The following is a 25,733-nucleotide window of genomic DNA, read 5'->3' on the forward strand; positions in this document are numbered from 1 at the left end:
ACCTTGCCTTCCTCAATGTTGTCGGTCTATCTATCCAGAGGCATTGGTTCGAAATAGCTCCAATTTCATGTCAAAAGTGAAGACCAATTCGGCCGACTGGTCGGCCCTGATCCCGGTCCTGCCGGATGACGGGCCGCATACGGCAGCACTCTACCGGGCCATCCGGCGGCTGATCGAGACGGGGACCATTGCGCCGGGAACCAAGCTTCCGCCGACGCGGGATCTGTCGGCCCGTCTGAAGGTTTCCCGCGGATCGGCGGTCGCCGCCTTCGAAATGCTGATCGCCGACGGCTTTGCCGAGGCGCGCACAGGTGCCGGAACCTTCGTGGCGGCGCAGGTTCCCGTCCTTCGCGCACCCGATACGGTCGTGGAGGCGGCAGGCGACATCGCGCCTCCCCTTCCGGGCACGTTGGGGATAGCGACTGCCGACGCTCGGACGTTGAAGACGTTCCGGGCGCTTATGTCCTGGCATCTGGCAAGGCCAGGCTTCGAACATTTCCATTATGGCGATCCGCAGGGTTCGGCGGATCTGCGCGAAGCCGTCGCCACCTATCTGCGAACGGCACGCGGCGTGCGCTGCGATGGCGCTTCCGTCGTCGTCACCCATGGCACCCAGCAGGCGCTCGACCTCTTCATCCGCAGCGCCTTGCAGCCGGGTGATGGCGTCTGGATCGAGGACCCCTGCTATCCGATGGCGCGAACCGCCTTTGCGGAAGCGGGAATGCGTCTCTCGGGCATTCCGGTGGATGCTGAGGGGATGGACCCGGTCGCCGGCGAGAACCTGATGCCGTCGGCGCGCGCTGTCTATGTCACGCCGTCGCACCAGTTTCCGCTGGGTGTCACCATGACCATGCGGCGCAGGCTGGCGCTGATCGACTGGGCACGGCGCAGCGACGCTTGGATCGTCGAGGACGATTACGACAGCGAGTTCCGCTATGCCGGGCCGCCACTTACTTCGCTGCAGGGCATGGATGACACCGGCCATGTCATCTATATCGGCACCTTTTCCAAGGCGCTCTTTCCCGGCCTTCGCATGGGTTACATGGTCGCACCGCCCTCCTTGCGAGAGAGGATCGTGGCGCTGAAGAACCGTACGGACCGTTTTCCGCCGACGCTGGCAGAGGCAGCCCTTACCGATCTCTTGCGCGAAGGGCATTTCGCCGCTCATCTGCGCCGCGCCCGTCGGCGCACCAAGGTCGCGCGGGACGAGCTGGTCGCGGGGCTCCTGTCCAATCCGCGTGCCGGCATCGAGGTGGAGACGCCCGATCAAGGGCTTCACCTCATCGCCCGCCTGCCTACGGGGGCGGAGGACACGGCGATGGTGGAGAAGGCGCGTGCGGCAGGGCTTGGCGTGCGGGCCTTGTCTGCCATGAGTGTTTCCGGAACGCCCCGGCAGGGGCTTGTCATCGGCTTTTCCGGGTTCGACGGCGAGGAGTTGCGGGCGGCTGCAAGCCGTTTCGTCGCGACCTTGTGAGAGATGGCCGTCAGGGCATGCCTTGCCGATGAAGGGTTCGCACTGCTACTAGGAGCGAACGCGAACAGCAGGAAGCCATGGCAGGGAGGCCGGGCTGGAGTAGGAGACAGCGTGAAATTCCTCGATCCGCAGCATCCGTTTTTCAAGCCGCTCTGGCGCCGCATCCTGACGGTGGTTGCCCCCGCAGCCTGGGGACTGGTCGAGCTGTCGAACAATGCCTCCGGCTGGGCCATTCTGTTTTTCGGCGCATCCGCCTATGCGGCTTATGAACTGCTGTTTAATTTCGAGCGCAGCAGCCGGGCGAAGACATCTGCCACCGACAAGGACAGGTCGCCGGCGGACAACCACAGCGGCAATGACGGAGGCGATGGCGGCAGCGATGGGGGCGACTGACCGGTTCACCGGGAACAGTGATATCTGCCGGTGCAGCATGGGAAACCGGCTGCTCTCTTGACCCTTCGGATGACCTTGCCAAGGGCTTCGAGCGCCAATAGGTTGCCTCTCTGAAACGATTTAAATGCAAGGAGAGGCCCATGTTGCGTTTTGGAATTCTGTCGACGGCGAAGATCGGACGCGATCTTGTGGTGCCTGCCATGCAGGATGCCGAGAACTGCGTCGTCACGGCAGTGGCGAGCCGTGATCTGGCCAAGGCGAGAGCCATGGCCGACCGTTTTTCTGTGCCGCATGCCTTCGGTTCCTATGAGGAGATGCTGGCGTCCGATGTGATCGACGCTGTCTACATTCCCGTGCCGACGGCGCAGCATGTCGAATGGGCCATCAAGGCGGCCGATGCCGGCAAGCATGTGCTCTGCGAAAAGCCGCTGGCGCTCAAGGCCGCGGAGATCGACGACGTTATTGCCGCCCGCGACCGCAATGGCGTTCTCGTCTCGGAAGCGTTCATGGTGACTTATGCTCCCGTATGGCGCAAGGTGCGTTCGCTGTTGTCGGAAGGTGCAATTGGCCGGCTCCGGCACGTGCAGGGGGCCTTCACCTATTTCAACCGTGACCCTGCCAACATGCGCAACAAGCCCGAGCTCGGCGGCGGCGGGCTGCCGGATATCGGCGTCTATCCGGCGATCTCGACCCGGTTTGCGACGGGTGCCGAACCGCAGCGCGTGCAGGCCGTGGTCGAGCGCGACCCGGAATTCGGTACCGACATCTATGCGAGCGTCAAGGCCGATTTCGGCGGTTTCGAACTGAGTTTCTACGTCTCCACCCAGATGGCAAATCGCCAGACCATGGCGTTCCACGGCACGGACGGTTTCATCGAGGTCCGCTCGCCCTTCAATGCCGACCGCTGGGGGGCGGAAGAGGTGGAGTTGACCAACCGTGCGCATAGCGAGTCGCAGATCTTCCGTTTCCAGGACAGCCGTCAGTATCGCCGCGAGGCCGAGGCCTTCGCCCATGCCGTGGAGACCGGTGACCACAGCGAGGTCGTGAGTCTCGAAAATTCCCGCGCCAACCAGCTTTTCATCGACGCGATCTATCGCGCCGGCGAAAAGGATGGCTGGGAGGAAGTATAAACTGTCCTCAGCGCCGGAAGACGAAGCGGGAATAGCCGAAGAAGCTGAAGGCCATGGCGGCGATGGAGGCGAAGACAAGCGCCGCAAACGGCGTGAGCATCGGGGCCGAGATCAGCAGTGCCGAATAGAGCAGGTAGTTTACCACGGCAGACGTGATACCCACCGAACCGTAGCGGAAGCCCTCGACCGCAATCGAATGGCGCGACGCCCCGAAGGTGAAGCTTCGGTTGAGAAACCATGTGCAGACGAGGGCGACGGTTATTGCGATGAGGCGCGCGAGAAAAGGTCCGAGCGGCGTCGCCTTGAGCAACAGCATCAGCACCGCCGCATCGATCAGGAAGCCCGCCGTGCCGACAATGCCGAAGCGCAGCAGCTTTTTCATGCGGCATCCGCCTTGCCGCTGCGGACGGCATTGTTTTCGTGGCTGCCGCTTGCCGTCTTTTCCGAAAGTGCGGGGCGCAGGGCAGGCAGGTTCATGTAGTGGATCCTCAAGTGTTCGGCGCGTGAACGGGCGAGCGAATCCAGGATCAGCGCGGCCGTTAGCGACAGGAACGACATCATCAACAGGACTGTGGCGAGAATCCAGCTTGGTACGCGGCTGACGTAACCGGTAGCGAAGAATTCGAAGAGCACCGGCGCCATGAAACCGACGCTCAGCGCCAGCAGGGCCGCACTGATTGTGCCGAAGAAGGCAAAGGGTCGGATTTCCTTCATCAGCATCGCGAACATCCAGAGGATCTTCGCGCCGTCGCGGAAGGTCGAAAGCTTGGAATGGGACCCCTCCGGACGCCTTCCGTAATCGAGTTCCAGCTCGCAGACCGGCAGTTTCAGCCGGGTCGCATGCACCGACATTTCCGTCTCGATCTCGAAGCCGCCGGAAACGGCGGGGAAGCTCTTCACGAACCGGCGTGAAAATGCCCGGTAGCCGGAGAGGATATCCGTGAAATCATTGCCGAAGAGAAAGCGGTAGAGCACGTTGAACATGCGGTTGCCGAAAGCATGGCCCTGGCGGCCGGCGTCGGCATGCACGCCGCGCCGCGTGCCGACCACCATGTCGGACCGTTCGGTGATGAGCGTGCGAATGAGTTCCTCGGCGTCTTCGGGCGCATAGGTCCCGTCGCCATCAGCCATGACATAGACGTCCGCTTCGATGTCGCAGAACATGCGGCGCACCACATGGCCCTTGCCCTGCCGGCGCTCGCGCACCACGGTCGCGCCTGCCAGCATAGCCGTCAACGCGGTGCCGTCGGTCGAATTGTTGTCGTAGACATAGATGCGTGCCGCAGGCAGCGCCTCGCGAAAGCTGCGCACCACGTCGCCGATGGTTGCGGCTTCATTGTAGCAGGGCAGGAGAACAGCCACATCCAGATCGTCAGGCCATATTCCGCGCATCGCAAGCTCTCGTGTAAAGGGGGCGGCCATCATGGCGTCGCCGGCGCTTTACTATTTCTTGAGAACGTTAAAGCTAGGTTTCACGTATCGATGCTGTCTGTGATCTCGCCGGCCATTTCTCACAGGAAGCCGGTTCGCGGGGAATGAATGCCCATGGCCGATCATGCCATTTCCGTCGGAACGACCGAGCCGTTCTGGACACGCCTCAGGCTGGTTCTACCGATCTATTATCTGGTTGTGGTCCTGGCCGTCGTTCTGGTTCATTCGCCGGGCGCCCGCGACTATGTCGGCGCGGACAACGACGACTGGATGCGCCTCGTCGAGGTCCGGGATCTGCTGGGCGGGCAGGGCTGGTTCGACCTGACCCAGTATCGCCTCGGCCTCGACGGCGGCACGCTGATGCACTGGTCGCGGCTTGTCGATCTGCCGATCGCCGCCCTGATCCTCCTCTTCGGCCAGTTCATGGCGCCGGAACGGGCTGAGGCCGCGGCGCTGCTCGTCTGGCCGCTCTTCCTGATCCTTCCGCTGCTGGCGGCGGTCGGTATCGGTGCGTGGCGTCTCGGCGGTGCGCCGGCCATGCATGTCGCGCTCGGGCTGGCCTGCCTTTTCGTCGTCGCCTCGAACCGTTTCCTGCCCGGCGCAATCGACCATCACAACGTCCAGCTCGTGCTGATTGCGACCATTGCGGCCATGCTGACGGATACGCGGCATCGGGCCGCGAGTTTCGCGCTGGCCGGTATTGCCTGTGCGCTGGCGATTGCCATCGGTGCGGAAACCACGCCGCTCGTGGCCGTCGCCTGCCTTTCGGTTGCGGTGGTCTGGGCCTTGCAGGGCAGCGCTTACGCACTCGCCGCCCGCGCCTTTTCGCTTGCGCTGACGCTTTCGATCTCCGCCTTCTTCTTTGTGACGGTGCCGCCGCGTCTTTACGGGCAAGTCACCTGCGACAGCCTTTCGCTGGGCTATTACGGCATCGCCACCGTCGGTGGGATCGCGCTTTTCTTCTCGACCTTTCTCTTCGGCGAGGGTGCGCGCACAAAGCGCTTCGCCGTGCTCGCAGTCGATGGCGTGGCGGTTCTGGCTGTGGCGCTGCTGCTTGCGCCGGAATGTTTGCAGAATCCGCTGAACGACCTCGACCCGCTCCTGGTAACGATGTGGCTCGACGGTGTGACCGAGGCGCAGTCCGCATGGGCGCAATTGTATCGCGAGCCAGGCACCTTCGGCGGCTATTATGCCGTCGGCTTTTTCGCCGCCGCCGTCTGCGCCTCCCGCATTCTACTCAGAGACCGTATCGAGGCGCATGCGGTGCTGCTGTCGCTCATTCTCGCCAGCTGGGCCATCGCTCTCGTTCAGGTGCGTGGGGCGGCCTTTGCCAATCTCCTGTCGATCCTGCCTCTTTCGGTGCTGGTCGCCGAGTTGCGGCGCAACGCCAACCGTAATCCCGAGCATATGGGGATAGGCTTCACCTTTGCCGTCGCCACCCTCCTCGTCGTGCCGAGCGTCTGGATGCTGGGTGGCACATTCTTCACCGAAGGCTCGGCGGGCGTGGTCAATCGTCTTCGTCAGCAGACGTCCGAAAGCGGCAAGCCGGGAGAGGATTGCTCCAGCAGGCGCGCCCTGTCGCAGCTTGCCGGACTGGAGCCGGCGACCGTCGTTTCGGGATCAGAAGCCGGCGTGAAAATCCTGCGCTACACGCCGCATCGTGTGTTAACCGCACCCTATCATCGCGATCAGGCCGGAATGCTTGCCGAATTGCATATCGGCATGGCGAAACCGGCGGAGGCGTTGCCCCTGCTGCGAAATGCGGGTGCGACGGTGATCGCCTATTGCAGGACAGATCCCCAGGCAAAGATGGTCGCCTCGATGGAGCCTGACGGGCTCTATGCCCTGCTGGCGAAAGGCGAGATACCTGCCTATCTGCAGGCCATGCCGAAGGACCCGGCATCCGGCTTCGTCCTCTATCGAGTGATCCCCTGATTCTCAGGTGCCCGATCCTTGGGCGGAAAGCCGGATGGCTTCACAGGACATGCGCTTTTCGGCAGGCGAAAAGAACGAGCAGCAGATCCACGAGCCCGATGTTGAAGCCGATCACCGCGGTGGCAAGCGGCAGCAGCGAGGCCGGCGCGGGCGGCAGGATGAGAGCCATCACGAAGACGAGCGGAATGAGAAGCGCGACCAATGCGATGGCGAAGGCCGAACGCGTCATGCCAGCGGCGATCCCGATCGCCATTGTCGAGAGAAATATCACGGCTGTCCCTACCCCTTGACCAGACTGATCTCTAGCACGACCGGCCGGAAATCACCCTGATCCACATCAAAGAACCTTAGCGGAATTCCAGTCGGAAAACGCCCATGTTTTCCGAGTTCCACCGGTATCTTCGCGACTGGTCTTAACCGATAAAAGCTAAGAACCGGTTTCCCGGGGGTAGTCCGGATGATCCGGGGAAGAGCCTCTATGCCTCTTGCCCGGATTCCCGTTTGCGGGACGGTCAGGCGAGGCCGACGATATCTGCCGCCGTGGTGCCGGTTTCAAGCACCCGCGTCACACGCAGCGGCAGGATCGCTCCGCCTGGCACATTGGTCAGAACGAGGCTTGCGCCCGAGAGTATCACGACAGCGAGATCGCCGCCGGAACCGACATAGAGGCCGCGGGTAGCCTCCTGCAGATCGACGTCATCGTCGGGAATGATGCCGAAGCCGGTCGCGGCGGGGCCGGAAAGCGAGGGGTGAAGGCTGGAGAATTGGTCTGTCATATGGTGCTCCTTCTTGGATTGTCGATGCACCATTGTCGCATCCTCCGGGCCTATGGGGACGATCTCGCGCCCCTCCAACCGGCCGGAACGGTGAGCAGCAACCGGTTTTTCGGTCAAGGACATGATAAGAAGAGAGTTTTCCTATGTGTCGCAAACGGGGGACTGGAAAAGCGGGGTGCTGAACTTCCCCGCGATTTGCGCTAGGGAAGAGTGATGAACGGTTTCTTCAACGACGATTCGCGCAGCAACCTCGCCGAGTTCACGGTCTCGGAACTGTCGGGCTCGATCAAGCGCACGATCGAGACGGCCTTCGACCACGTGCGGGTGCGCGGCGAAATCTCCGGCTATCGCGGCCCTCATTCCTCGGGCCATGCCTATTTCAGCCTGAAGGACGACAAGGCGCGCATCGACGCCGTGATCTGGAAGGGGTCCTTCTCCAAACTGAAATATCGGCCGGAAGAGGGCATGGAGGTCATTGCGACCGGGCGCATCACGACGTTTCCCGGTTCCTCGAAATACCAGATCGTCATCGAGCAGATGGAGCCGGCCGGCGCCGGTGCGCTGATGGCGCTGATCGAGGAGCGCAAGCGCAAGCTCGCCGCGGAGGGGCTCTTCGATGCGGCGCGCAAGAAGCCATTGCCCTTCATGCCGAGCGTGATCGGCGTCGTGACCTCTCCGACCGGCGCGGTTATCAGGGATATCCTTCACCGCATCTCGGACCGCTTTCCGGTGCATGTCGTCGTCTGGCCGGTAAAGGTACAGGGCGAAGGCTCGGGCGAGGAGGTGGCTAACGCCATCAACGGCTTTAACGCGCTTCAGCCCGGCGATGCAATTCCACGGCCGGATGTGCTGATCGTCGCGCGCGGCGGCGGCAGTCTCGAGGACCTCTGGAGCTTCAACGACGAGATAGTGGTCAGGGCTGCCGCCGCAAGCGACATTCCGCTGATTTCCGCCGTCGGTCACGAAACCGACTGGACGCTGATTGACCATGCCGCCGACGTGCGCGCGCCGACGCCGACAGGTGCCGCCGAAATGGCGGTGCCGGTCAAGGCGGAGCTGGTGGCGCAGGTGGCCAATCTCGCAGCCCGGCACGCCGGCGCTTCCGCGCGGCAGATGGAGCAGCGGCGGCAGAGCCTGCGCGCGCTTGCCCGCGCGCTGCCCTCGCTCGACCAGTTGCTGGCCCTGCCGCGCCGGCGCTTCGACGAGGCGGCGACGGCTCTCGGCCGGAGCCTCGAACTCAACATCATGGCCAAGCGCCGAAGCTTCGAGCGGGTGGGAAGCGCGCTTCGGCCGGACATGTTGGCGCGTCGTCTCCAGGAACGTCGCCAGAAGGTTCTGGAGCGGGCTGCTCTCGCCGAACGCATCATCGAGCGGACGATAGACCGCCTGAGGACCAGGATCGGCCGCGCCGATGCCGCTCTGACGGCGGTTCCGGCGCGTCTCAAGGGACATACGGATCGCAGCCGTGACCGGCTCGCAAGCCTGATGCTCAGGGCGGATAGCGCCATCCGCAATGATCTGAAAGTGCAGCGCGCGGCGCTGACCGGTCACGAGCGCATGCTGCAATCGCTTTCCTACAAGAACGTGCTGATGCGTGGTTATGCGGTCATCCGCGACAGCGACGCCCGGCCCGTTTCTCGTGCCGCTGCACTATTGGCGGGGGAGGCGATCTCGATCGAGTTCGCCGACGGGCGCATGGCGGCCGTAACAGGCGAGGGTGACGGAACTCCGCCCGCTCCCATGCCATCCGGCCCCGCGCAACCGAAGCCGGCGGCAGCAGGCCGGGCGGCAAGGAAAAACGAACCGTCGAGCGGGCAGGGAAGCCTCTTCTGATGACCGGGCGACGCTTTCTCCTGGTGCTCGCTCATCCTCTGGCGGAGAGCTTTGCCGCCACGATGGCAGGCGAGATCCGGGAAACGCTGGAGGCGAAGGGGCACAGCGTCGATTTGCTCGACCTCTATGCCGAGGATTTCGATCCGCGGCTCACCGCAGCCGAACGGGCAAGCTATATGCAGCCGCCCTACGATTTGTCCGCCGTCGAGACGCTGGTCGAGCGGCTTCGCGCGGCCGATGGCCTGATCTTCGTCTTTCCGCAATGGTGGTTCAACCTCCCGGCTGTCCTCAAGGGCTTCATCGACCGCGTCTTCGTGCCGGGCGTCGCCTTCGATCACGATCCGGAAGGAGGTCGCCTCATCCCGCGGCTCGGCAATATCCGTTCGTTCTGGGTTGTCACCACCACGGGCTCGCCCTGGTGGGTGGTGCACTTCTACATGGGCAATCCGGTAAAGCGTATCCTGAAGCGCGGCGTGGCGGCGTTCTGCTCGCGCGGTCTCGATTTTCGCATGTTCTCGCTGCATGATATGGATCGCGTTACTGAGGAACGATGCGAGCGGTTCATCGGGAAGGTCCGGCAGGCGCTTTCGCGGCTTTGAACTTCGGCCCCTGCGAGCATGCACCGTAACCGTATTTCATCGCACACGACTATTTGCAGCGGCGTGAGGTGGCCGGTGTTTAATTTCGTCGTTTCGTTCACTATTTTGGATGACGATAGGTTTAATGAGGCGGTGCAAGGTGTCGCAGATCCTCGACCATGCGCCAAGGAGAAACACATTATGAAGAAAACCTCTATCGCCCTTTTTGCCGGCCTTGCGCTGCTGACTTCGGGCGCGCTTCCCGCTTTTGCCGGCGACGGTCTTTCCTCCATCCTGTTCGGCAGGAGCTACAATGACGGCGTGACCGCAGTCCAGATCGTGCATCGCCCGAGTCATGCCGGCGACAGCCTGCCGCAGGCGGTCCTCTATGCGACGCCCGCTCGCATGCGACAGGCCCAGGCCATGGTCGCGCGTGATCCGGCTCTTCTGGATGCGCTCAGCCGCCGCAACATTGGCATTCACAATGTCGCCTGGGTGCAGACTGCCATGAACGGCGGCAAGATCATCTATTACTATTAGAAGCAGATCCGAGGCGGGTTTCAGCCCACCCGCCTGACGATCGACCTGCGGACCTGTCGGTTATTCAAAAGACGCCAGATAGGTCCGCAGCAGCCGGTCGAACGTCGTCCGTTCCTCGTCGCTGAGCGTCGAGATCAGCTTGTTCTGGTTGGCGACGTGATCGGTCACAGCCTCGTCGACCAGTGCAAGCCCTGTTTGGGTCAGGCCGATCAACACGCTGCGCCGGTCGTCCGGATTGACGATGCGCTCCACGAATTGCTGCTTCTCAAGCTGGTCGATCCGGTTGGTCATCGTGCCCGACGTGACCATCAGCGTATCCAGCAGTTCCCCCGGGGAGAGCCGGTAGGGCGCGCCTGAGCGGCGGAGCGTCGCCAGAACGTCGAAGCTCGACGATGTCAAGCTATGCCGACGGAGGACCTCCTCGATCTCCCGTCCAACATGGGTTCTGAGCCGAGCCAGCCGGCCGAACAGGCCCATGGCGCGCGTATCGAGATCCGGCCTTTCCCTTGCCCATTGGGCGAGAATGGCATCCACCTTGTCGGTCTTTTCGCTCATGTCTTCTGGTTAAGGTCGAAAAATCTTGACGTCAAGATAATCCGCGTTATGTTAAATTATCTTGAAATCAAGAATATCGACATGAAGACAAATTCGATCCCCATCGGAGCCATTCTGCTGACGGCGCTTGCCCCCATGGTCTGGGGAAGCACCTATATCGTCACCACTGCCATGCTGCCTCCCGGTTATCCGCTGACGGCCTCGCTGTTGCGGGCGCTGCCCGCCGGGTTGATCCTGCTTGCCATCGTCAGGCAATTGCCGCAGGGGATCTGGTGGATGCGTGTGCTGCTTCTGGGTGCGCTCAACTTCACATTCTTCTGGGCCATGCTGTTCGTATCGGCTTACCGTCTGCCGGGCGGCGTCGCAGCAACGGTCGGTGCCGTGCAGCCTCTGATCGTCATCGTGCTTGCCCGTATCGTGATGAACAGCCGGATTCGCCCGCTGGCGGTGGCGGCAGGGATCGCAGGCCTTTGCGGCGTGGCGCTTCTGGTGTTGACACCGAAGGCGGCGCTGGACCCGGTCGGCATCATGGCCGGCCTTGCCGGCGCCTGCTCCATGGCGGCCGGAACAGTATTGACGCGCCACTGGCGTCCGCCGGTCTCGAGCCTAACGTTTACGGCGTGGCAGCTTACGGCGGGCGGTATTCTGCTTGTACCGTTAGCGCTGCTGCTCGAACCGCCGCTGCCGCCGCTTTCGCTCACCAATATCGCAGGTTTCGCCTATCTCGGCCTGATCGGTGGAGCAATCACCTATATCCTGTGGTTCCGGGGGCTCGCCCGGATCGAACCATCGGCGGTCGCCTCGCTCGGTTTCCTAAGCCCGCTGGTCGCTACCGTTCTCGGCTGGCTGCTGCTCGGGCAGGCCTTGGGACCCTTGCAGATCGTCGGCTTCCTACTCGTGCTCGGCAGTGTGTGGCTCGCCCAGCGGGTTTCCATGCGGGCGTAGCAGGTGAATGGCCGCGACCCTCGGGCCGCGGCCAGATACGCTCAGCGGATGCGCATTCCGGCGGTCTCGTCATAATGCAGCGGCTTGTCGTATTTGGTCAGCGGTGCTTCAGGCACGGAACCGATGGTCACGCCATGTGGCCAGTCCGGCGGGCAAATCGCGATATAACGGGCATATCCGCCGAGACCGCCGCCGAATTTTGGATAGCCGATGGCGACCAGGGCGCCGGTTTCCGGCACCTGATCGAGATTGGCCACGCCTTCCGCCTGGGCGAAGCCGTTGTGCATCAGCCAGTGTTCGCCTTCCAGCGTCGGCGTCGTGTCCGTGTCGAGCGGCTCGTGACCGTGGAACAGGATCTTGCGTTCCAGATGCAGGAACTTCAGAGCATCGAGCCCGACGCCGGGAAAGGGTGTGGTCGTCGACAGCGCCGGGTCCGGCCATTTCTTCGACCAGCCGGAGCGGACGAAGACCACCGATCCCTCGGGGATCGTTCCATGTCTGGCCTCGAAGTCGGCGATGTCGGAAACCTGCAGGTGATAGCCCGGATCGGTCTTTACCTTCTCTTCGATCGAGATCACCACCAGCGGACGGATTGCATAAGTCGCCGGCAGCTCGTCGATTGCAGCATATTCCGGCGCCCAATGGGCCGGCGGATCGAGCTGCGTGCCGAGCTGATCTGTCGCGAGATTGTAGGTCGTCGCCTCGAAGCCGTGCTTCTCATAGGTATAGGTATCGCCCTTTTTGGCGTAGCCTTCGATGTCGACACCGGCCTTTGCGGGCGCCAAGGCCGATGGCCCGAACCCGGCCCAGACGGGGATGTTGGGTTTGATGGTATGGGTAAGGTCTACATATTTGGCGCCCTTGAAGACCTCGTTGTAGGCCTTCCAGAGACCGGGTTCCTCTGCATGTCCGGGAGCAGCAAGGCCAGCGACCGCCAAAGCGGTCGTCAAGATGAGCGTCTTGAAAAGTGATTGCATGATCGATGTCCTTTCCTGAAAATACCGGGACCGGCCGCCCATCACGGCGGGTAGGTCCCTAGACCTTTCATGCTTCGACGGACACGAAACGAAGTCAAGGAAAGGAAACGGCGCCCGCAGGCGCCGCTGGAGTGTTATTTTGCCTTGCGCGGGTTTGCGGGGTCAGGCCCACTCGCCCCTGCGCATGACGGGCACGCGCGCACCATCGGCGCTGATCCCGTCGATATCCACCTTGTCGGAACCGATCATCCAGTCGATATGGATCAGGCTGGAATTGCCGCCCTGCGCCTTGATCTGTTCGGGGCTAAGCGAGGCGCCATCGAGGAAGCACTTCGAATAGCACTGGCCGAGCGCGATGTGGCACGAGGCGTTCTCATCGAACAGTGTATTGTAGAACAGGATGCCGGATGCCGAGATCGGCGATGAATGCGGCACCAGTGCCACCTCGCCGAGACGGCGGGCGCCCTCGTCGGTATCGAGCACCTTGTTCAGCACTTCGGCCCCCTTGGAAGCCTTCGCCTCGACGATCCGGCCTCCCTCGAAGCGAACCTGGATATTGTCGATCAGCGTACCCTGGTGGGAAAGCGGTTTGGTGCTCGATACCGTTCCCTCGACCTTCAGCGCGTGCGGCGTAGTGAAGACTTCTTCGGTCGGGATGTTGGGATTGCAGGTCACGCCGTTCTTGGCGGTCGACGCGCCGCCATGCCATTCATGGCCGTCCGCAAGGCCGACCGTCAGATCGGTGCCGGGACCGGTGAAATGCAGCGCGGCGAACCGCTCGCCGTTCAGCCAGCTGGAACGCTTGCGAAGGTTCGCATTGTGGGCGGCCCAGGCGGCGATGGGATCGGCTTCGTTTACGCGCGAAGCGGCGAAAATTGCCTCAGCGAGCTTGGCGACGGCTTCCGCGATCGGTAGGTCGGGGAAGACGAGCTTTGCCCAGGACGGATTCGGATAGGAGCAGATGTTCCAGTTGATGTCGAAATTGGAGATATGCTCCAAAGCCGGCTTGTAGGCGATCGAATTCGCCTTGTTGGCGCGGGCGACCTTGGCCGGATCCTGAGCCGACAGCAGCATCGGATTGTCGCCGGCCACCGCGAGCCGGGCAGCGCCTTTTTCATAAGCCCTGGCCATGCCCTCGTAGAGCCAGTCGGATGCGCGGTCGAAGCTCGCATCGGGCGCGTGTTCGTAGCGCGCGAGCGTCGCCGCTTCATCGGCGTAGAAGGTGGAGACGAGGCCGGCGCCGGCCTTGTAGGCATGCCTGGTGATGAGGCGCACAAGCGGCAGGGCTGCAAGCGGTGCGGTGATGACGAGATCCTGATCCCGCTGCAACTGCAGGCCGACTTTGACCGCGACTTCGGCAAGTTTATCGAGGCGGGCCGGGTCGACGGCAGTTTCGAATTCGGGCAGGAATGTCATGGGATTAGGCCTGATGGTTGTTTGCATTGAAGATCTCAACGTAGATTGCTTTGAGGCGAAATTGAAGCGCGGGGCGGAAAAATGACGGAAGGCAGGATCACAGGAACGGGAACGGTTGCAGCGGTCCGGTCGCTGGCCGGAGCAGCCTTTTCACTGCTGCTGGCCGCGGCGCCCGCCTTCATGGGAGCGGCCTCGGCGAGCGAGTTCCGCATGACGATCTTCGGCCATGAGGTGACGATCGACAGCAACGACGATGGCGAGACGCTCAAGGTCGATGGCGCCGTGCTTCACTCCAACATTTATGTCTCGGTTACCCAGGTCGCACTCGTGGCCGGCATGCCGGTGGTGATCGGCGATTCCTCCGCTGGCGGCAATGCCTGTGCCGGCTCGCCCTTTGTCCTCCGGCTGCCGAAGGACGGCTCGCCGAGCCTGGACGCCCCGCTCGACACCTGCATGCCCGTAACTGCGACGGAGGAGGAGGGCAGGCTGGTCTTCGCGATCCAGCCGCTGCCGGGACGGGACGGTGAGCGCTGGAGCTGGGACCCGGCCGCTGGTTTCAAGACGCTGGATGCCGTTGCCTTCGCGCCGGATGCAGCCAAGGGGTGGCGCGAGCTTGCAGCCACCGCTCCCGGTCATCCCGGTGATCTTTTCGGATACGCCGAGATCGCCGCGCAGATGGAAGGCTTGCTCGGCAAGGATGCCGAAGACTACAAGCAGATCATCACCGGCGTCGGCAGCGGCGAGATGAAGGACGGCTTCTATATCGGCACCGCCTGCCAGCCGCATAACTGTGGCGGTGTTGAGGCGCTGGTGGCGGCCGATCCCGGGACGAAACAGGTCTATCTCGCATGGAAGCCGCAGGAGGAGAAGATCATCGTCCGGCCGGAGGTCAAGGAATGGCCCGCCATTGCTAAGGCTGTTCTCAGGGACTGGGCAGCGACCTGGAAGTAAGGCGCACCTTACGAAACCTCAGGCGACGACCGGAGCCGCAACGGCCCCTAATGCGCGTTGCACGTCTTTCGGATCGAGCTTCACCTGCAGCCCGCGCTGGCCACCGTTGATGAAGACATGCGGTTCGTCGAGCGCGGCGATCTCGATTGCGGTCGGCACCTTCTTCTTCTGGCCGAAGGGGCTGATGCCGCCCACGACATAGCCGGTGAGCTTTTCCGCCATGGCGGGCTTCATCATCGCTGCCGATTTGCCGCCAAGGGCGGAGGCGAGCTTCTTCATGCTGACCTCCTTGTCGGAGGGAACGACGACGCAGACCGGCTTGCCGTCGAGTTCGGCCATCAGCGTCTTCAAAACGCGGCGAGGTTCCTCGCCGATCGCCTCCGCCGCCTGCATGCCGATTCGCTCGGCGTCGGGGTCGTATTCATAGGTGTGAACGGTGAAGGCGATGCCTTCCTTGGCAAGCGCCTGCGTGGCGCGGGTGGTCTTCGACATGCCAGTCCTCACTCTGCAAGGAAGCGTTCGTAAGTTTCCGGCTTGAAGCCGATCAGCAGCCGGCCATCCCGTTCCAGAACCGGCCGCTTTATCATCGACGGCTGCTCCAGCATGAGGTCGATGGCACGGGCTTCGTCCAGATTCTCGCGCGCCGCATCCGGCAGCTTGCGAAAGGTCGTGCCAGCGCGGTTGAGAACGGTTTCCCACCCCGCCTCGCGGCACCAGCGCTCGAGATGCGTCCGGTCGATGCCGGATGCCTTGTAGTCGTGGAAGGCATAGTCCACCCCGCGCTCTTCGAGAAAGAGCCGGGCCTTCTTCATGGTGTCGCAATTCTTGATGCCGTAGATCGTGGTGGGCATGGTTCGGCGTGATCCCTGATTTGCAGTCGGCTCCAGATAGCATGGCGGAGGATGAAGGAAAATGAGGCCGGTTCAAACCTTTCCGGCGCTTATGACTGTCATTCGCGCCAAATATATGCAATATACATATAGAGGTGCCGAGTGATCGACGAGAAAGAAAAATTCAGGTTTGAAAATATCTTTGGAGCGATGAGCCTTGCGCTCGTCGACAAGATGGAGCGGGCTTTTTCTGTCGAGACAGGGCTTGGGCCGAGTGCTGTCGCCGCGATCATACAGATCGGTCTTGGGTCCGGTCATACGGTGGAGGCTCTTCGCCGGATCATCGGCCTCTCCCATTCCGCGACTGTCAGGCTGATCGACCAGCTGGAAGGCGATGGTCTTGTCCGTCGGGGCGAGCCGCTGGAGGGTGACCGCCGCGCCAAGACGCTGACGCTCACGGAGCGCGGCCGCGAACTCTACGAGCGCAGCGTTCAGGCGCGCCGAAGCGTGACCGACCGCGCCTTTGCCGCATTGAGCGAGGAGGAAATCCACCAGCTCGGACATCTTGCCGAAAAGGTGTTGCCGGCCCTTGTCGATCTCGGCGACGACCAGAACGTCGTCTGCCGCGTCTGCGATGAAAGTGTCTGCTTGCGCAATCGTTGCCCGATCAGCTTCATGAACTGACACGCAGGCTCTCCGTTTCTTCGGACAAGTGTCGGATCAGGCGAGGGCCGCAAGAGCTTCCCGGGGACCGGCCAGCGTCACGCGGTTCCGGCCGCCCTCCTTGGCGGCATAGAGCGCGTGATCTGAGCGGCGGATCATGTTGTCGAGCGTTTCATCCGCGTCCGTGGAACATACGACGCCGGCGCTTACCGTAATGCGCAGGCTGAGGCCATTGGGCTGTCCGAATTCCAGAACCTGAATATTGCGCCGGACCATTTCCGCGATCGCCCCGGAGCGGACGAGGCCGGTTTCCGGCATCAGCAGGATGAATTCCTCTCCGCCCCAGCGGGCGAGCAGATCGTCGGCCTGGGTCACCGATTTCAGGAGATTGGCGAATTCGCAGATCACCGTGTCGCCGACATCGTGGCCATATCGGTCGTTGATCGACTTGAAGTGGTCGACGTCGAACAGCACGATGGAAACGGGCGCATGAGTTTCCCGGCAATGGGCGATGTGCCGTGTCGCGAGATTGGTGAAGGCCCTACGATTGTTGAGGCCCGAGAGCGGGTCGGTGTTTGCCAGTTGCTCCAGTTCGCGCTGATAGCCGTGACGCTCGGTGAGATCCCGCAGTACCGCGACGAAGACCATGTCGTTTTCGGTCCGCATGCGAAGGATGGTTGCGCCGAGATTGACTTCCGTCCCGTCGGCCCGGTAGCCGACGATGAAGGAATTGCGGCTTCCCATGTAACGCGCATCCGCCGGACCACGGCCGAAATCCGAGAGATGACGGTGATGGTTCCTGCGATAGCGTGGAGGAAGAATGACGTCCAGCGGCTGGCCCACGAGGCTTTCGGGGGGCCGCAGGAACAGGCCTTCCACCGAAGGATTGCAGTATCGGATGATGCCCCGGCTATCGAGGGCGATGATCCCGTCTTCCATCTTCGTCACGATCTTGCGGAAAAGGTCGTCGCTTACGGAAAGCGGTGGCGTGCCGATGGATGCGATAGTCGTCACCGTGACTGGTCCTTGCCTGTGTCGTCAGCCTCAACCCGGTTGCCGTGGCCGGAACGCAACCGGACTTCCTGGAACATTGCCGGCGAAAACGGAGCCGCCTTCAATGCCCTATCTCTTTGTTTTCCTGCAATGCCGGCTTCAAAACCGGTTCCCGCATCTGTTGGGATTGGTCCACTTTATCCTTCTGCAAGGCCGCGAGGCAGCATCAATCCGCACCTGTTCATGCGGCCGAACGCCGCTCCTTAGCCCTCAGATGCCCGGCGCTCGGACGGCGATGGTGCGGAAACCAGGTTGGTTGGCCGCAAGAACCGAGGCCTCGCTCATCGTGTTACTGGCGATGCAGGGCGAGAAGCTGTGTGGAAGGGTCGGCTCATGCCGCCGTCTGAAGGCGTGTCTTGGCGGCCTTCATGTCGCGCGCCGGAGGCAATCCGAACATCCGGCCGTATTCGCGGGTGAATTGCGGGACGCTCTCGTATCCCACCGCGTAGGCCGCATTGCTGATAATCTGCCCCTCCGAAAGCATCAGCCGGCGTGCCTCAATAAGCCTGAGTTGCTTTTGGAACTGCAGGGGCGAGAGCGAGGTGACAGCGCGGAAATGCTCGTGGAACGATGACTGGCTCATTCCGGCGGCGGCCGCGAGCTGCTCAACTCTGAGCGGTTTGGCCAAATTGTCTCGAATGAGCGCGACAGCCCGGCTCACCCGCTGAACATGACTTTCCGGAACGCCCAGGTTGCGGATCGCCCCTCCGTGACGGCCCGATAGCAGCCAGAAATGCAACTCGCGGATCAGTTGCTTCTCCAGGATCGGAACGGAAGCGGGGCGGTCGAGAAGACGCAGTAGGCGCAACGCAGCATCGGCGACTTCCGCCTCGGTCGGATCCACGCGAACAGGGTTGCCGGCGAGGAAAGGGGTCGCTCCCATCTCCACCACCAAGCTCTCGATCACCGCGGGATCGAGATCGAACACCAGCGAGAGATAAGGCGAACTGACGTTCGCCCGCGTGATTTGGCTGACGGTGGGCACATCGGCCGTGATCAGGAGCGACTCGCCCGCGCCAAAGTCGAACGTGTCACTTCCCATCGTCACACGTTTGGCGCCCTGCAGTACCAGGGCGACAAGCGGCTTTGAGATTGCGTATTGCAGTGCGCTGGGAGAGGTTTGTCGGACAACCGCTACACCTGAAAATGGCGTAACGGCGACACCGTCGGTGTTCGCATGGGCCTCCGCATAGTGCCTGACAGTCTCGAGCAATGTGTGCATCATAAACTTAGCATAATTCCCGCCGCCAGGGCAGGCAATGCCGCAGGAGGAATAGGCAAGCATACCGCAGGTATGAGCAAGCCTCTTATTTGGTCTCGATCTCAAGGACATTGGAGCCCTCAGCGAGGCCCAAAGAGTCGGCGTCCAATGCAGATCGTTCCGTCGGCCATGCCAAGAGGGCGACGGAGAGGGACGCGATCAGGCAGCCAAGCGCCATCACGATAGAAACAGCGTCCAGCGACCACCCTATCTGGAACAGCAGACCTGCGATGATCGGACCCGTAGCGGATCCAGCACGACCGACGCCTATGACGAAGCCGGTGCCTGCTGCCCTGAACTGGGAAGAGAAGGATTGGGCTACGATCGAATAGAAGCCGGAATTGGCGCCGATGATGAAGAAACCGGCCGCTGAAGCAATGACGGTAAGTGCCGAAAGCTCCTGCGAAAATCGTCCGAATGCGGCGACCGCCGCCGCGCCGCATATCAGCGCACCAACGACGAGCAGTCGTACGTTCCAGATTTGCGAGAGGAGACTTATGGTGATTGTGCCCAAAAGACCCCCGATATGAGCCCAAACGAGGACACCGCCGGCTGATGAAGGCGAATACCCCATGTCCGCGACCAACTTCGGAATCCACTTCATGAGGAAGTATAGCGAGACCATATAGGCGAAGAATGCGAGAGTGAGGAAAGATGCGGTCCGGCGAACGTCTCTCGCCGGGCGACCCAAGCACCGTGTGTTTTGCAACGGCCGGGAAGGCAGCGCGTCAATCGGCGACCGTCCCTGCTGCAACAATATGCGGTTCAGTCGGGCGAGGGCGTTTCTCGGCTGATACTGGCATAGAAAGACGAGAGACTCGGGAACGAATAGCAGCGCTGGAACAATGAGGATCGTGGTTGCCAACGCGCCAACTTCGAATACGGCTTCCCATCGATTGGTCTGGGCGAGTAATTCCGAGATCAAGGTTCCGCCGGCAATCGCTCCGAGTGAGAAGCCGCCAATCATCAGTGCGATGGCGAGGCTGCGCCTCCGGTCATTGGCCAGTTCGGCGGCAATCGCGCTGCTTGACGCGAGCAGCCCGCCAACGCCGAGCCCGGTATAGAAACGGGCGGCGGAAAGATCGAATATCGTCGGCGCCCAGGAGGCGAGCCACATGCCGGTTGCCATAATGACAAGGCAGGAAACGATAATTGGCTTGCGGCCCAAGCGGTCGGAGACGAACCCGAGCAGGATGGAGCCGATGGCCATGCCGATGAGGTCCATTGCCAGGACAATTCCCAGGGTGGCGCGATCGATCCCCCAAGCTTCTGCGATCCCTGGAGCTGCAAACGAAATCGCATATACGTCGAACCCTTCGATGGACGTGCAGGCTGTCAGGATGGCGATCGCCACGATTTGGCGCGGATGCATCGGCTCACGCGCCAATTTCTCCAAAGGGTGCCCGTCCGCCATTCCAGCCAATCCTAAATTCGACGGGCGCCCCAGGTTCTAATCGGCTCCGCAGCGCTCTTCGGACAACGGCCAAAATGTTACCACGGCCGTCGATAGTAAGAAACCGAATTCCCGGAATAGTTACGGGTTCGCCGAGAGCGTCAACGCTCTCGGCAGCCACTGTCAATCCAGAGCGGCGAGCGCCGAAGCTTCGAACCCGCGGAGGGTGGCCGTGTCGCCTGAGCGGATTTTCCTTGCCCATTGCGGATCGGCAAGCTGTGCACGGCCGACGGCGATCAGATCGAACTCGTCCCGTTCCATCCGCTCGATAAGCCGTTCAAGGCCGACGGCGGTAGAATTCTCGCCGCCGAAAGCGCCAAGGAATTCGCCGGACAGGCCGACCGAACCGACGCTGATCGTCGCTGTGCCGGTCAGCTTCTTCGCCCAGCCGGCGAAGTTGAGCCCCGTCTGGCCATCGATTTCAGGGAATTCCGGTTCCCAGAAGCGCCGCTGCGAGCAATGGAGGATGTCGGCGCCCGCGCCAACCAGAGGCTCGAGCCATTGGGCCATCTCGCTAGGTGAAGCGGCAAGGCGCGCGCCATAGTCCAGCGGTTTCCACTGGCCGAGGCGGAGAATGATCGGGAAGTCCGGCCCCACGGCGGCACGCACGGCAGCGACGACCTCGGCTGCGAACCGCGACCGTTCGGCGATTGTCGCACCGCCATAGCGATCTTCACGGCGGTTGGTGGCCGACCAGAAGAACTGGTCGATCAAATAACCGTGGGCGCCATGGATCTCGACCACATCGAAGCCGAGCCGCTTGGCATTGCCGGCTGCACGCGCGAATGCGGCGATTGTGTCTGCAATGTCGCCATCACTCATGGCGACGCCGCGTGGTGTGTCGGGACCAGCAAGGCCCGAGGGGCTTTCGACCGGGATCGCCGGTTCCCATCCGCTCATTCCCGGGGTCGAGCCGGTGTGCCAGATCTGCGGACCCATGCGACCGCCGGCGGCATGCACGGCGTCGATCACCTGCTTCCAGCCCGCCAGGGCAGCCTCGCCGTGAAAAAAGGGAATGCTGGGCTCATTGCGCGAGGCCGGTCGGTCGATCACCGTCCCCTCGGACAGGATCAGACCCGCACCGCCCTCCGCCCGCCGGCGATAATAGGCCGCGTTGGTTGGCCCGGGCACGCCGTCAGGCGCGAAAAGTCGGTCATCGCCGGCATGACAATTCGGTTGGGCAGGGTCAGAGAGCCGACCGAGAAGGGCTGGAACAGAATATCAGGGGAAAGCGCAGACATGGTAGCTCCGTTGTTGAGGCAGAGCAACCAAAGTATACAGTGGAAACCTAGGATCAATTACGCACTTTATTTCGCCCAGGTATATTGGAGGAAACCATGCCCCCTGCCGACCGCTTCAGCTTCTCTGTGAATTGCCCCAGCCGGTTGCTGTTCGACCAGATCGCCGACAAATGGTCGATGATGGTGCTTACAGTCCTGGACGACGGACCCATGCGCTTCAACGGGATCAAGCGACACCTCGAAGGTGTCACCCAGAAGGCGCTCACTCAATGTCTGCGCCGCCTGGAGCGCAACGGCCTTGTCGTTCGACGGGTTCTGCCGCTCTCTCCGGTTGCTGTTGAGTACGAGATCACGCCGCTAGGTCGTTCGTTGCAACCACCATTCAAGGCGCTTTACAAGTGGACGCTCGATCATCTCGATGCAGTGGAGCGCGCCCGCCTTAGCTTCGATGCGCAACTGGCCGACCAGCAGGGCAGAAGGGCTCTACGTTCGATCGGATGAGTCTGCCGCCAGCGCATGCGGACAAGCGCTGTATCGATCTGTTTTGGCGGGACTTGGCCGGGCTAACGTTGTGGACGCATCAGCCTTGGCGTCGCGGCGTGGGAGGCTATGAGTTCGTCGATTTTCTCCAGGAAGCTATGGAGCACCGGCGATGGATTGTCGGTCCGATAGCCTGCTGCAATCTCGATGACCGGAGGGTTGCCGGTGAGTGGTCTACTCACCACGGACCAAGGCAGTAGAGGTTCGACATAGGCTGGAAGAAGCGTAACGCCCCGGGTCGACGCCACAAGCGAGATACCGGTGGCAAACCCGTCGAGGAAGTGACTGGGCGAGACGAACAGGCCGCGCTCACGCAGGTACCGCTCCACGATCCCCCGCAGGACGTGCGGCGTCTCGGAATATCCAATGAACGATTCCGGATCGATATCCCGCGGGTCGATTTCGGACCTTGCTGCCAGGGGGTGATCGCTCGGCAGGATCACCACGATCGGCTCATGCGCGATGATCTTGTAACTGACATCGGGCTGTGGCTCGATGCGCGAGAAGCCGAGGTCGAGCTCGCCGCGCTGGACCGCTTCCGCGACATCCGGGGAGAAGTCGCTCGACACCCTGAAGTCGATATTCTTCAACTGGCTGCTCAGCACGTTCGTGACATGCGGCAGCCACTCCACCTCTTGGCCCGTCAGAAAGCCCACTGAAAAGCTCGTCTTGGGCGGCCGGACGGCACGCCGCGCAGCGGCAACAGCCTCGGCAGCCTGGTTCAGAGCAAGCCGGGCATGATCGAGAAATGCACGCCCTGCCGGCGTAAGCTCTACGCCTCGCGAACTGCGTGCCAGGAGATCTGTGCCGACCTCGAGTTCCAGATCGCGTAATTGGCGGCTTAGCGATGGCTGCGCGGTGTGAAGCCGCTTCTCGGCCGCCATCTTGAGGCTCCCTTCCTCAGCCACTGCCACAAAATATCTGAGATGTCGCAGTTCCATTTTGCCGATATGCCTCCAAGGTATATCTAGAACATATACAAAGTAATTCTTTCCGTGAAAATAGCTGCTATTAAAGAGATGTCGGCTGAGAGTGCTTACCGCAGAAGCATAGCCGCTCAGTGAGAGCGTTTGCGCGACCGTAGGGCCACCGCTAGTCGGCGGCACATCAAGATCGTGGAGGATAGCCGTGCACCCGTGTACCGGGAAGACCGCCCTTGTGACGAGCGCATCCGCTGGCGCGGGCCGCGCAGTGGCGATGGCTCTCGCCAAGGCAGGCGCGCAGGTCGTCGTTCATCATTCCCGTTCGCCCGCGGCGGCCGAGCAGATCGTGAGCGGCATTCGCGCGAATGGAGGAAAGGCTATCGCGCTGGCGGTCGATCTGGCGAGCCCTGATGGGCCGCAGGAACTCGCTTCGCGGACACGCGCAATTGTTGGAGATCGGCTGGACATCCTGGTCTTCAATGCCAGGCTCTCGAAATCGGGAAAACTGCAGGACGCGACTATCAAGGCGTTCGACGCGGAGTTCGCAGCCAACGTCCGGGCGCCGCTTTTTCTCATCCAGCAGCTGCTCCCGGTGATGAACAGGGGCTCGCGATTCGTCGTCACACTCGAACCGTCGTTGCCGCCCGAGATGACGCCTGCATCCTCCTCCGTTCAGGGTGGGCTCGAAGGTCTGGTCGGCCAGCTGTCCCCGGTGCTCGCGTCGCGCGGTATCCAGGTCGACTCGGTGATCCCGGCAAACCTGGCGCGTGTGGCGGGCGAGTGTCCCGGTGGCACACCGCCGTGCGCCGCGGGCGATGCTCGCGCGGCTCGGCCTTCCGAGATCGCACGCACCGTGACTGAACTGGTTTCTTCGCAAGGATAGGGACGTATCTCGGCCGACAGTGCCGGAGCGATATAAGGAAGACTGGAGACGAGACATGCAGCAGGGCATCATGCGCGTACCGGATGGAAGTCATCCGATCATCGTCGAGCCAATCGGGGGCCATGTGGTCGTCGTTGCCGGTGGCAAGGTCGTCGCCGATACGCTTCGCGCGCTGAACCTGCGCGAAGCGAACCTGCCATCCGTGCTCTATATCCCGCGTCGCGATGTTGACATGACTGTTCTGAAGCGATCCCCGACGTCCCGTTATTGCCCTTACAAGGGTGAGGCTTCCTATTTCAGTATTGCCGCCGATGACGCCGAGACACCCGATGGTGCCTGGATCTATGACATGCCGCATTGGGCGGTCTGCGAGATCGAGGATCATGTCGCATTCGACCCCGACCTGGTCGAGTGTATTGAAGTGCTGACGCACTGATTGCGAAAAGGAGGTTGATCGCAATGGACCTCATCAGCAGCCTCCAATCTTTTGTACGGGTCGCGGAGACGGGCTCCTTCTCGGCTGTTGCCGCCGAGCGCGGCGTCACCCAACCCGCAATCTCGCGCCAAGTGACCGCGCTTGAGGACTATCTGTGCGCGCGGCTCGTGCAACGTAGCACCCAGGCGGTCACGCTGACGGAGGAAGGGCGCAACCTTTTGCTCCCGGCCCAGGAGTTGATCGACGCCGCGGACGGCATCCGTCAATTGACCGGACGCTGGTCGCGTCAGCCGGTCGGATCGGTGCGCCTCGCGCTGCCGGTCTCGCTCGGCCTTTACCTCAGCGACCGGATTACCGCGTTGCTGAGCGAGTTCGACGAGCTCTCGGTCGATCTCGTGCTCCGCGACCGCTGTGGCAACCTGATCGAAGACGGCCTCGATCTCGAGGTCTGTATCGGCGAGCCGCAGGACGCCTATCTCATCTGCCGGCGGGTCGGCTCGATGGCCGAAATGCTCGTCGCCTCACCAGCCTACCTCGGGCGTAAGCCGGCTCCGGTCCGACCAGCGGATCTCGAAGGCCACGATTGCATCGTCCATTCCCGCTCCGGCTCGGGACGGAGCTGGCAATTCCTGGACGGCCCGAATGGCATGGGCTGCAATGTCGCTCCTCGCGGCAGGTTTAGCGCCGACAATGCCGCTGCGGCCTATCGTGCCGCACTCGGTGGACTGGGTATTGCCTGCCTGCCTGCCGTGCTCGTTTTGGAAGACATTGCCGCCGGTCGACTATGCCAGCTCATTCCGGAACAGCCACTTCGGCGTCACCCAATTTACATCACCTATGCATCGCGGCGGCGTCTTCCGCATCGCACCCGCGCGGTGATCGATTTCCTCGTCCGGTCGTTCCAGACCGATCCCGAGATGCGCATCGCAGATTGAGACACCCTAGGTATCAACGACCGGTCGATCTTGCAGCTATCAGGATCGGCAGGGACACTTACGCGCGTGCCAACTGAGGGCGCGCGGCGGAAGCCATTCCAGCCGCCACTGAAGGGTCAAGCTCATACCATCGGTATCGTCGGATATAAGATCGAGCTCAGTTCTGTGTCACCCGCGCCCGGCGTAACTTTTCATCAAGATCAACGATGCGGAGGCCGACAATGACCCCGACATACCATTCCCGAGGATGGCAACAGCCGCCCGATTACGAAGGGCCAATATGACTGCGTCCACGAGCTTTCGGAGGCTGACCACCCCCCCCGATCTCAAGGCGATCGACAAGCCGACCCTGATTATCCACGGCGCTGACGACCAGATCGTGCCGATCAAGGTGTCCGGCGAATTATCCGCCAAGCTCGTGCGGGGTGCGACCCTCAAGATCTACCAGAGCGGCTCGCATGGTCTCGCCCAGGTAGATGCCGAGCGCTTCAACGCCGATCTTCAAGGGTTCATCGAGAACTGAGGCGTCCCGACGCAGGCGGCGTGAGGCGGCCGCGTTTCCCAGGAACAGGCAATAATTT

General features: G+C 62.2%; 28 protein-coding genes and 1 pseudogene. 15 read left to right on the forward strand and 14 right to left on the reverse strand.

What is annotated here, in order from left to right:
* Positions 1-67: 67 nt before the first annotated feature.
* From ACLBKR_RS19805 to ACLBKR_RS19815, 3 genes are all read left to right on the forward strand, one after another.
* On the forward strand, positions 68-1,474 hold the full coding sequence (locus tag ACLBKR_RS19805) for a PLP-dependent aminotransferase family protein (protein ID WP_113447021.1): 1,407 nt from the start codon (positions 68-70) through the stop codon (positions 1,472-1,474).
* Between the two features lie 111 nt (positions 1,475-1,585).
* Positions 1,586-1,867: a hypothetical protein gene (locus ACLBKR_RS19810; RefSeq protein ID WP_113447020.1), complete on the forward strand. Its 282-nt coding sequence runs from the start codon at positions 1,586-1,588 to the stop codon at positions 1,865-1,867.
* Positions 1,868-2,007: 140 nt separating this feature from the next.
* A complete protein-coding gene (locus tag ACLBKR_RS19815; RefSeq protein ID WP_113447019.1) occupies positions 2,008-2,997 on the forward strand; it encodes a Gfo/Idh/MocA family protein in 990 nt (329 codons plus the stop codon).
* Between the two features lie 7 nt (positions 2,998-3,004).
* Here the strand turns inward: ACLBKR_RS19815 and ACLBKR_RS19820 are convergent, their stop codons facing one another.
* The gene (locus ACLBKR_RS19820) at positions 3,005-3,379 is read right to left on the reverse strand and encodes a GtrA family protein (protein ID WP_113425132.1); all 375 of its coding nucleotides are present in this window, start codon (positions 3,377-3,379) and stop codon (positions 3,005-3,007) included.
* Positions 3,376-4,389, reverse strand: a complete 1,014-nt coding sequence (locus ACLBKR_RS19825) for a glycosyltransferase (RefSeq protein ID WP_113447018.1) — start codon at positions 4,387-4,389, stop codon at positions 3,376-3,378. Before ACLBKR_RS19825 ends, ACLBKR_RS19820 begins: the two co-directional genes overlap by 4 nt.
* 153 nt (positions 4,390-4,542) lie before the next feature.
* Between ACLBKR_RS19825 and ACLBKR_RS19830 the strand changes: the two genes are divergently transcribed.
* Positions 4,543-6,363, forward strand: coding sequence for a hypothetical protein (locus ACLBKR_RS19830; RefSeq protein WP_414900103.1), 1,821 nt, complete (start codon positions 4,543-4,545; stop codon positions 6,361-6,363).
* 40 nt (positions 6,364-6,403) lie between these two features.
* Here the strand turns inward: ACLBKR_RS19830 and ACLBKR_RS19835 are convergent, their stop codons facing one another.
* Together ACLBKR_RS19835 and ACLBKR_RS19840 are read right to left on the reverse strand one after the other, a co-directional pair.
* Positions 6,404-6,634: a hypothetical protein gene (locus tag ACLBKR_RS19835; RefSeq protein ID WP_112827596.1), complete on the reverse strand. Its 231-nt coding sequence runs from the start codon at positions 6,632-6,634 to the stop codon at positions 6,404-6,406.
* Positions 6,635-6,875: 241 nt separating this feature from the next.
* The gene (locus tag ACLBKR_RS19840) at positions 6,876-7,139 is read right to left on the reverse strand and encodes a spike base protein, RCAP_Rcc01079 family (RefSeq protein WP_112827828.1); all 264 of its coding nucleotides are present in this window, start codon (positions 7,137-7,139) and stop codon (positions 6,876-6,878) included.
* Positions 7,140-7,352: 213 nt separating this feature from the next.
* Between ACLBKR_RS19840 and xseA the strand changes: the two genes are divergently transcribed.
* The 3 genes from xseA to ACLBKR_RS19855 all read left to right on the forward strand — a co-directional run bounded on the left by xseA (position 7,353) and on the right by ACLBKR_RS19855 (position 10,090).
* Positions 7,353-8,972 carry an exodeoxyribonuclease VII large subunit gene (xseA, locus tag ACLBKR_RS19845; protein ID WP_414900106.1) on the forward strand — a complete coding sequence of 540 codons (1,620 nt, stop codon included), beginning with the start codon at positions 7,353-7,355 and terminating at the stop codon, positions 8,970-8,972.
* Positions 8,972-9,571: an NAD(P)H-dependent oxidoreductase gene (locus ACLBKR_RS19850; RefSeq protein ID WP_414900108.1), complete on the forward strand. Its 600-nt coding sequence runs from the start codon at positions 8,972-8,974 to the stop codon at positions 9,569-9,571. Before xseA ends, ACLBKR_RS19850 begins: the two co-directional genes overlap by 1 nt.
* Before the next feature lie 180 nt (positions 9,572-9,751).
* Positions 9,752-10,090 carry a hypothetical protein gene (locus ACLBKR_RS19855; protein WP_112827599.1) on the forward strand — a complete coding sequence of 113 codons (339 nt, stop codon included), beginning with the start codon at positions 9,752-9,754 and terminating at the stop codon, positions 10,088-10,090.
* 60 nt (positions 10,091-10,150) lie between these two features.
* On the opposite strand, the gene ACLBKR_RS19860 is transcribed toward ACLBKR_RS19855, so the two are convergent.
* Complete coding sequence (locus ACLBKR_RS19860; RefSeq protein ID WP_414900110.1) at positions 10,151-10,645, reverse strand: MarR family winged helix-turn-helix transcriptional regulator; 495 nt, start codon at positions 10,643-10,645, stop codon at positions 10,151-10,153.
* Between the two features lie 81 nt (positions 10,646-10,726).
* Between ACLBKR_RS19860 and ACLBKR_RS19865 the strand changes: the two genes are divergently transcribed.
* A complete protein-coding gene (locus tag ACLBKR_RS19865; RefSeq protein WP_113438972.1) occupies positions 10,727-11,590 on the forward strand; it encodes an EamA family transporter in 864 nt (287 codons plus the stop codon).
* A 41-nt stretch (positions 11,591-11,631) separates the two neighbouring features.
* Here ACLBKR_RS19865 and ACLBKR_RS19870 read toward each other — a convergent pair whose 3' ends face one another.
* Both ACLBKR_RS19870 and ACLBKR_RS19875 read right to left on the reverse strand, forming a co-directional pair.
* A complete protein-coding gene (locus tag ACLBKR_RS19870) occupies positions 11,632-12,567 on the reverse strand; it encodes a cyclase family protein (protein ID WP_414900113.1) in 936 nt (311 codons plus the stop codon).
* 162 nt (positions 12,568-12,729) lie between these two features.
* Positions 12,730-13,983 carry an aminopeptidase gene (locus tag ACLBKR_RS19875; RefSeq protein ID WP_414900115.1) on the reverse strand — a complete coding sequence of 418 codons (1,254 nt, stop codon included), beginning with the start codon at positions 13,981-13,983 and terminating at the stop codon, positions 12,730-12,732.
* Between the two features lie 81 nt (positions 13,984-14,064).
* Between ACLBKR_RS19875 and ACLBKR_RS19880 the strand changes: the two genes are divergently transcribed.
* Positions 14,065-14,934, forward strand: a complete 870-nt coding sequence (locus ACLBKR_RS19880; protein WP_414900117.1) for a hypothetical protein — start codon at positions 14,065-14,067, stop codon at positions 14,932-14,934.
* Between the two features lie 18 nt (positions 14,935-14,952).
* On the opposite strand, the gene ybaK is transcribed toward ACLBKR_RS19880, so the two are convergent.
* Together ybaK and ACLBKR_RS19890 are read right to left on the reverse strand one after the other, a co-directional pair.
* Positions 14,953-15,426 (reverse strand): Cys-tRNA(Pro) deacylase, encoded by a 474-nt coding sequence (ybaK, locus tag ACLBKR_RS19885; RefSeq protein WP_099056298.1) that lies wholly within the window; start codon positions 15,424-15,426, stop codon positions 14,953-14,955.
* A gap of 8 nt (positions 15,427-15,434) precedes the next feature.
* A complete protein-coding gene (locus ACLBKR_RS19890) occupies positions 15,435-15,785 on the reverse strand; it encodes an ArsC family reductase (protein WP_113443997.1) in 351 nt (116 codons plus the stop codon).
* Between the two features lie 189 nt (positions 15,786-15,974).
* Between ACLBKR_RS19890 and ACLBKR_RS19895 the strand changes: the two genes are divergently transcribed.
* Positions 15,975-16,448, forward strand: coding sequence for a MarR family winged helix-turn-helix transcriptional regulator (locus tag ACLBKR_RS19895; RefSeq protein WP_414900119.1), 474 nt, complete (start codon positions 15,975-15,977; stop codon positions 16,446-16,448).
* Between the two features lie 36 nt (positions 16,449-16,484).
* Here ACLBKR_RS19895 and ACLBKR_RS19900 read toward each other — a convergent pair whose 3' ends face one another.
* The 4 genes and pseudogenes from ACLBKR_RS19900 to ACLBKR_RS19915 all read right to left on the reverse strand — a co-directional run bounded on the left by ACLBKR_RS19900 (position 16,485) and on the right by ACLBKR_RS19915 (position 21,435).
* Positions 16,485-17,441 carry a sensor domain-containing diguanylate cyclase gene (locus tag ACLBKR_RS19900; protein WP_113447011.1) on the reverse strand — a complete coding sequence of 319 codons (957 nt, stop codon included), beginning with the start codon at positions 17,439-17,441 and terminating at the stop codon, positions 16,485-16,487.
* 370 nt (positions 17,442-17,811) lie between these two features.
* Positions 17,812-18,705, reverse strand: a complete 894-nt coding sequence (locus tag ACLBKR_RS19905) for an AraC family transcriptional regulator N-terminal domain-containing protein (RefSeq protein WP_414900122.1) — start codon at positions 18,703-18,705, stop codon at positions 17,812-17,814.
* Positions 18,706-18,787: 82 nt separating this feature from the next.
* On the reverse strand, positions 18,788-20,155 hold the full coding sequence (locus ACLBKR_RS19910) for an MFS transporter (protein ID WP_113447010.1): 1,368 nt from the start codon (positions 20,153-20,155) through the stop codon (positions 18,788-18,790).
* Between the two features lie 162 nt (positions 20,156-20,317).
* Positions 20,318-21,435: pseudogene (locus ACLBKR_RS19915) on the reverse strand (NADH:flavin oxidoreductase).
* A gap of 96 nt (positions 21,436-21,531) precedes the next feature.
* Between ACLBKR_RS19915 and ACLBKR_RS19920 the strand changes: the two are divergent.
* Entirely contained in the window at positions 21,532-21,936 is a 405-nt protein-coding gene (locus ACLBKR_RS19920) for a winged helix-turn-helix transcriptional regulator (RefSeq protein WP_112827610.1), read from the forward strand.
* A 62-nt stretch (positions 21,937-21,998) separates the two neighbouring features.
* Here ACLBKR_RS19920 and ACLBKR_RS19925 read toward each other — a convergent pair whose 3' ends face one another.
* Positions 21,999-22,859, reverse strand: a complete 861-nt coding sequence (locus ACLBKR_RS19925) for a LysR family transcriptional regulator (RefSeq protein ID WP_414900124.1) — start codon at positions 22,857-22,859, stop codon at positions 21,999-22,001.
* A 274-nt stretch (positions 22,860-23,133) separates the two neighbouring features.
* Here ACLBKR_RS19925 and ACLBKR_RS19930 point away from each other — a divergent pair, with 274 nt between their 5' ends.
* The 4 genes from ACLBKR_RS19930 to ACLBKR_RS19945 all read left to right on the forward strand — a co-directional run bounded on the left by ACLBKR_RS19930 (position 23,134) and on the right by ACLBKR_RS19945 (position 25,675).
* The gene (locus ACLBKR_RS19930) at positions 23,134-23,781 is read left to right on the forward strand and encodes an SDR family NAD(P)-dependent oxidoreductase (RefSeq protein ID WP_342345993.1); all 648 of its coding nucleotides are present in this window, start codon (positions 23,134-23,136) and stop codon (positions 23,779-23,781) included.
* A gap of 55 nt (positions 23,782-23,836) precedes the next feature.
* Complete coding sequence (locus ACLBKR_RS19935; protein WP_113425148.1) at positions 23,837-24,217, forward strand: DUF427 domain-containing protein; 381 nt, start codon at positions 23,837-23,839, stop codon at positions 24,215-24,217.
* 23 nt (positions 24,218-24,240) lie between these two features.
* On the forward strand, positions 24,241-25,152 hold the full coding sequence (locus tag ACLBKR_RS19940) for a LysR family transcriptional regulator (protein ID WP_112827614.1): 912 nt from the start codon (positions 24,241-24,243) through the stop codon (positions 25,150-25,152).
* A 280-nt stretch (positions 25,153-25,432) separates the two neighbouring features.
* Positions 25,433-25,675: an alpha/beta fold hydrolase gene (locus ACLBKR_RS19945; RefSeq protein WP_113447009.1), complete on the forward strand. Its 243-nt coding sequence runs from the start codon at positions 25,433-25,435 to the stop codon at positions 25,673-25,675.
* Positions 25,676-25,733: the final 58 nt, after the last annotated feature.

The organism is Paenirhizobium cremeum (assembly GCF_047553425.1).
Classification (GTDB): Bacteria; Pseudomonadota; Alphaproteobacteria; order Rhizobiales; family Rhizobiaceae; genus Allorhizobium; species Allorhizobium cremeum.

What these genes read in the sequence shown, in the direction of transcription:
- ACLBKR_RS19805 (WP_113447021.1), top strand. Translation starts at nt 68, where the DNA reads ATGTCAAAAGTGAAGACCAATTCGGCCGACTGGTCGGCCCTGATCCCG.
- ACLBKR_RS19870 (WP_414900113.1), bottom strand. Translation starts at nt 12,567, where the DNA reads ATGCAATCACTTTTCAAGACGCTCATCTTGACGACCGCTTTGGCGGTC.
- ACLBKR_RS19825 (WP_113447018.1), bottom strand. Translation starts at nt 4,389, where the DNA reads ATGCGCGGAATATGGCCTGACGATCTGGATGTGGCTGTTCTCCTGCCC.
- ACLBKR_RS19865 (WP_113438972.1), top strand. Translation starts at nt 10,727, where the DNA reads ATGAAGACAAATTCGATCCCCATCGGAGCCATTCTGCTGACGGCGCTT.
- ACLBKR_RS19910 (WP_113447010.1), bottom strand. Translation starts at nt 20,155, where the DNA reads ATGGCGGACGGGCACCCTTTGGAGAAATTGGCGCGTGAGCCGATGCAT.
- ACLBKR_RS19850 (WP_414900108.1), top strand. Translation starts at nt 8,972, where the DNA reads ATGACCGGGCGACGCTTTCTCCTGGTGCTCGCTCATCCTCTGGCGGAG.
- ACLBKR_RS19905 (WP_414900122.1), bottom strand. Translation starts at nt 18,705, where the DNA reads ATGATGCACACATTGCTCGAGACTGTCAGGCACTATGCGGAGGCCCAT.
- ACLBKR_RS19860 (WP_414900110.1), bottom strand. Translation starts at nt 10,645, where the DNA reads ATGAGCGAAAAGACCGACAAGGTGGATGCCATTCTCGCCCAATGGGCA.
- ACLBKR_RS19920 (WP_112827610.1), top strand. Translation starts at nt 21,532, where the DNA reads ATGCCCCCTGCCGACCGCTTCAGCTTCTCTGTGAATTGCCCCAGCCGG.
- ACLBKR_RS19820 (WP_113425132.1), bottom strand. Translation starts at nt 3,379, where the DNA reads ATGAAAAAGCTGCTGCGCTTCGGCATTGTCGGCACGGCGGGCTTCCTG.
- ACLBKR_RS19830 (WP_414900103.1), top strand. Translation starts at nt 4,543, where the DNA reads ATGGCCGATCATGCCATTTCCGTCGGAACGACCGAGCCGTTCTGGACA.
- ACLBKR_RS19875 (WP_414900115.1), bottom strand. Translation starts at nt 13,983, where the DNA reads ATGACATTCCTGCCCGAATTCGAAACTGCCGTCGACCCGGCCCGCCTC.
- ACLBKR_RS19940 (WP_112827614.1), top strand. Translation starts at nt 24,241, where the DNA reads ATGGACCTCATCAGCAGCCTCCAATCTTTTGTACGGGTCGCGGAGACG.
- ACLBKR_RS19890 (WP_113443997.1), bottom strand. Translation starts at nt 15,785, where the DNA reads ATGCCCACCACGATCTACGGCATCAAGAATTGCGACACCATGAAGAAG.
- ACLBKR_RS19815 (WP_113447019.1), top strand. Translation starts at nt 2,008, where the DNA reads ATGTTGCGTTTTGGAATTCTGTCGACGGCGAAGATCGGACGCGATCTT.
- ACLBKR_RS19945 (WP_113447009.1), top strand. Translation starts at nt 25,433, where the DNA reads ATGACTGCGTCCACGAGCTTTCGGAGGCTGACCACCCCCCCCGATCTC.
- ACLBKR_RS19855 (WP_112827599.1), top strand. Translation starts at nt 9,752, where the DNA reads ATGAAGAAAACCTCTATCGCCCTTTTTGCCGGCCTTGCGCTGCTGACT.
- ACLBKR_RS19840 (WP_112827828.1), bottom strand. Translation starts at nt 7,139, where the DNA reads ATGACAGACCAATTCTCCAGCCTTCACCCCTCGCTTTCCGGCCCCGCC.
- ACLBKR_RS19895 (WP_414900119.1), top strand. Translation starts at nt 15,975, where the DNA reads ATGAGCCTTGCGCTCGTCGACAAGATGGAGCGGGCTTTTTCTGTCGAG.
- ACLBKR_RS19880 (WP_414900117.1), top strand. Translation starts at nt 14,065, where the DNA reads ATGACGGAAGGCAGGATCACAGGAACGGGAACGGTTGCAGCGGTCCGG.
- ACLBKR_RS19925 (WP_414900124.1), bottom strand. Translation starts at nt 22,859, where the DNA reads ATGGCGGCCGAGAAGCGGCTTCACACCGCGCAGCCATCGCTAAGCCGC.
- xseA (WP_414900106.1), top strand. Translation starts at nt 7,353, where the DNA reads ATGAACGGTTTCTTCAACGACGATTCGCGCAGCAACCTCGCCGAGTTC.
- ybaK (WP_099056298.1), bottom strand. Translation starts at nt 15,426, where the DNA reads ATGTCGAAGACCACCCGCGCCACGCAGGCGCTTGCCAAGGAAGGCATC.
- ACLBKR_RS19935 (WP_113425148.1), top strand. Translation starts at nt 23,837, where the DNA reads ATGCAGCAGGGCATCATGCGCGTACCGGATGGAAGTCATCCGATCATC.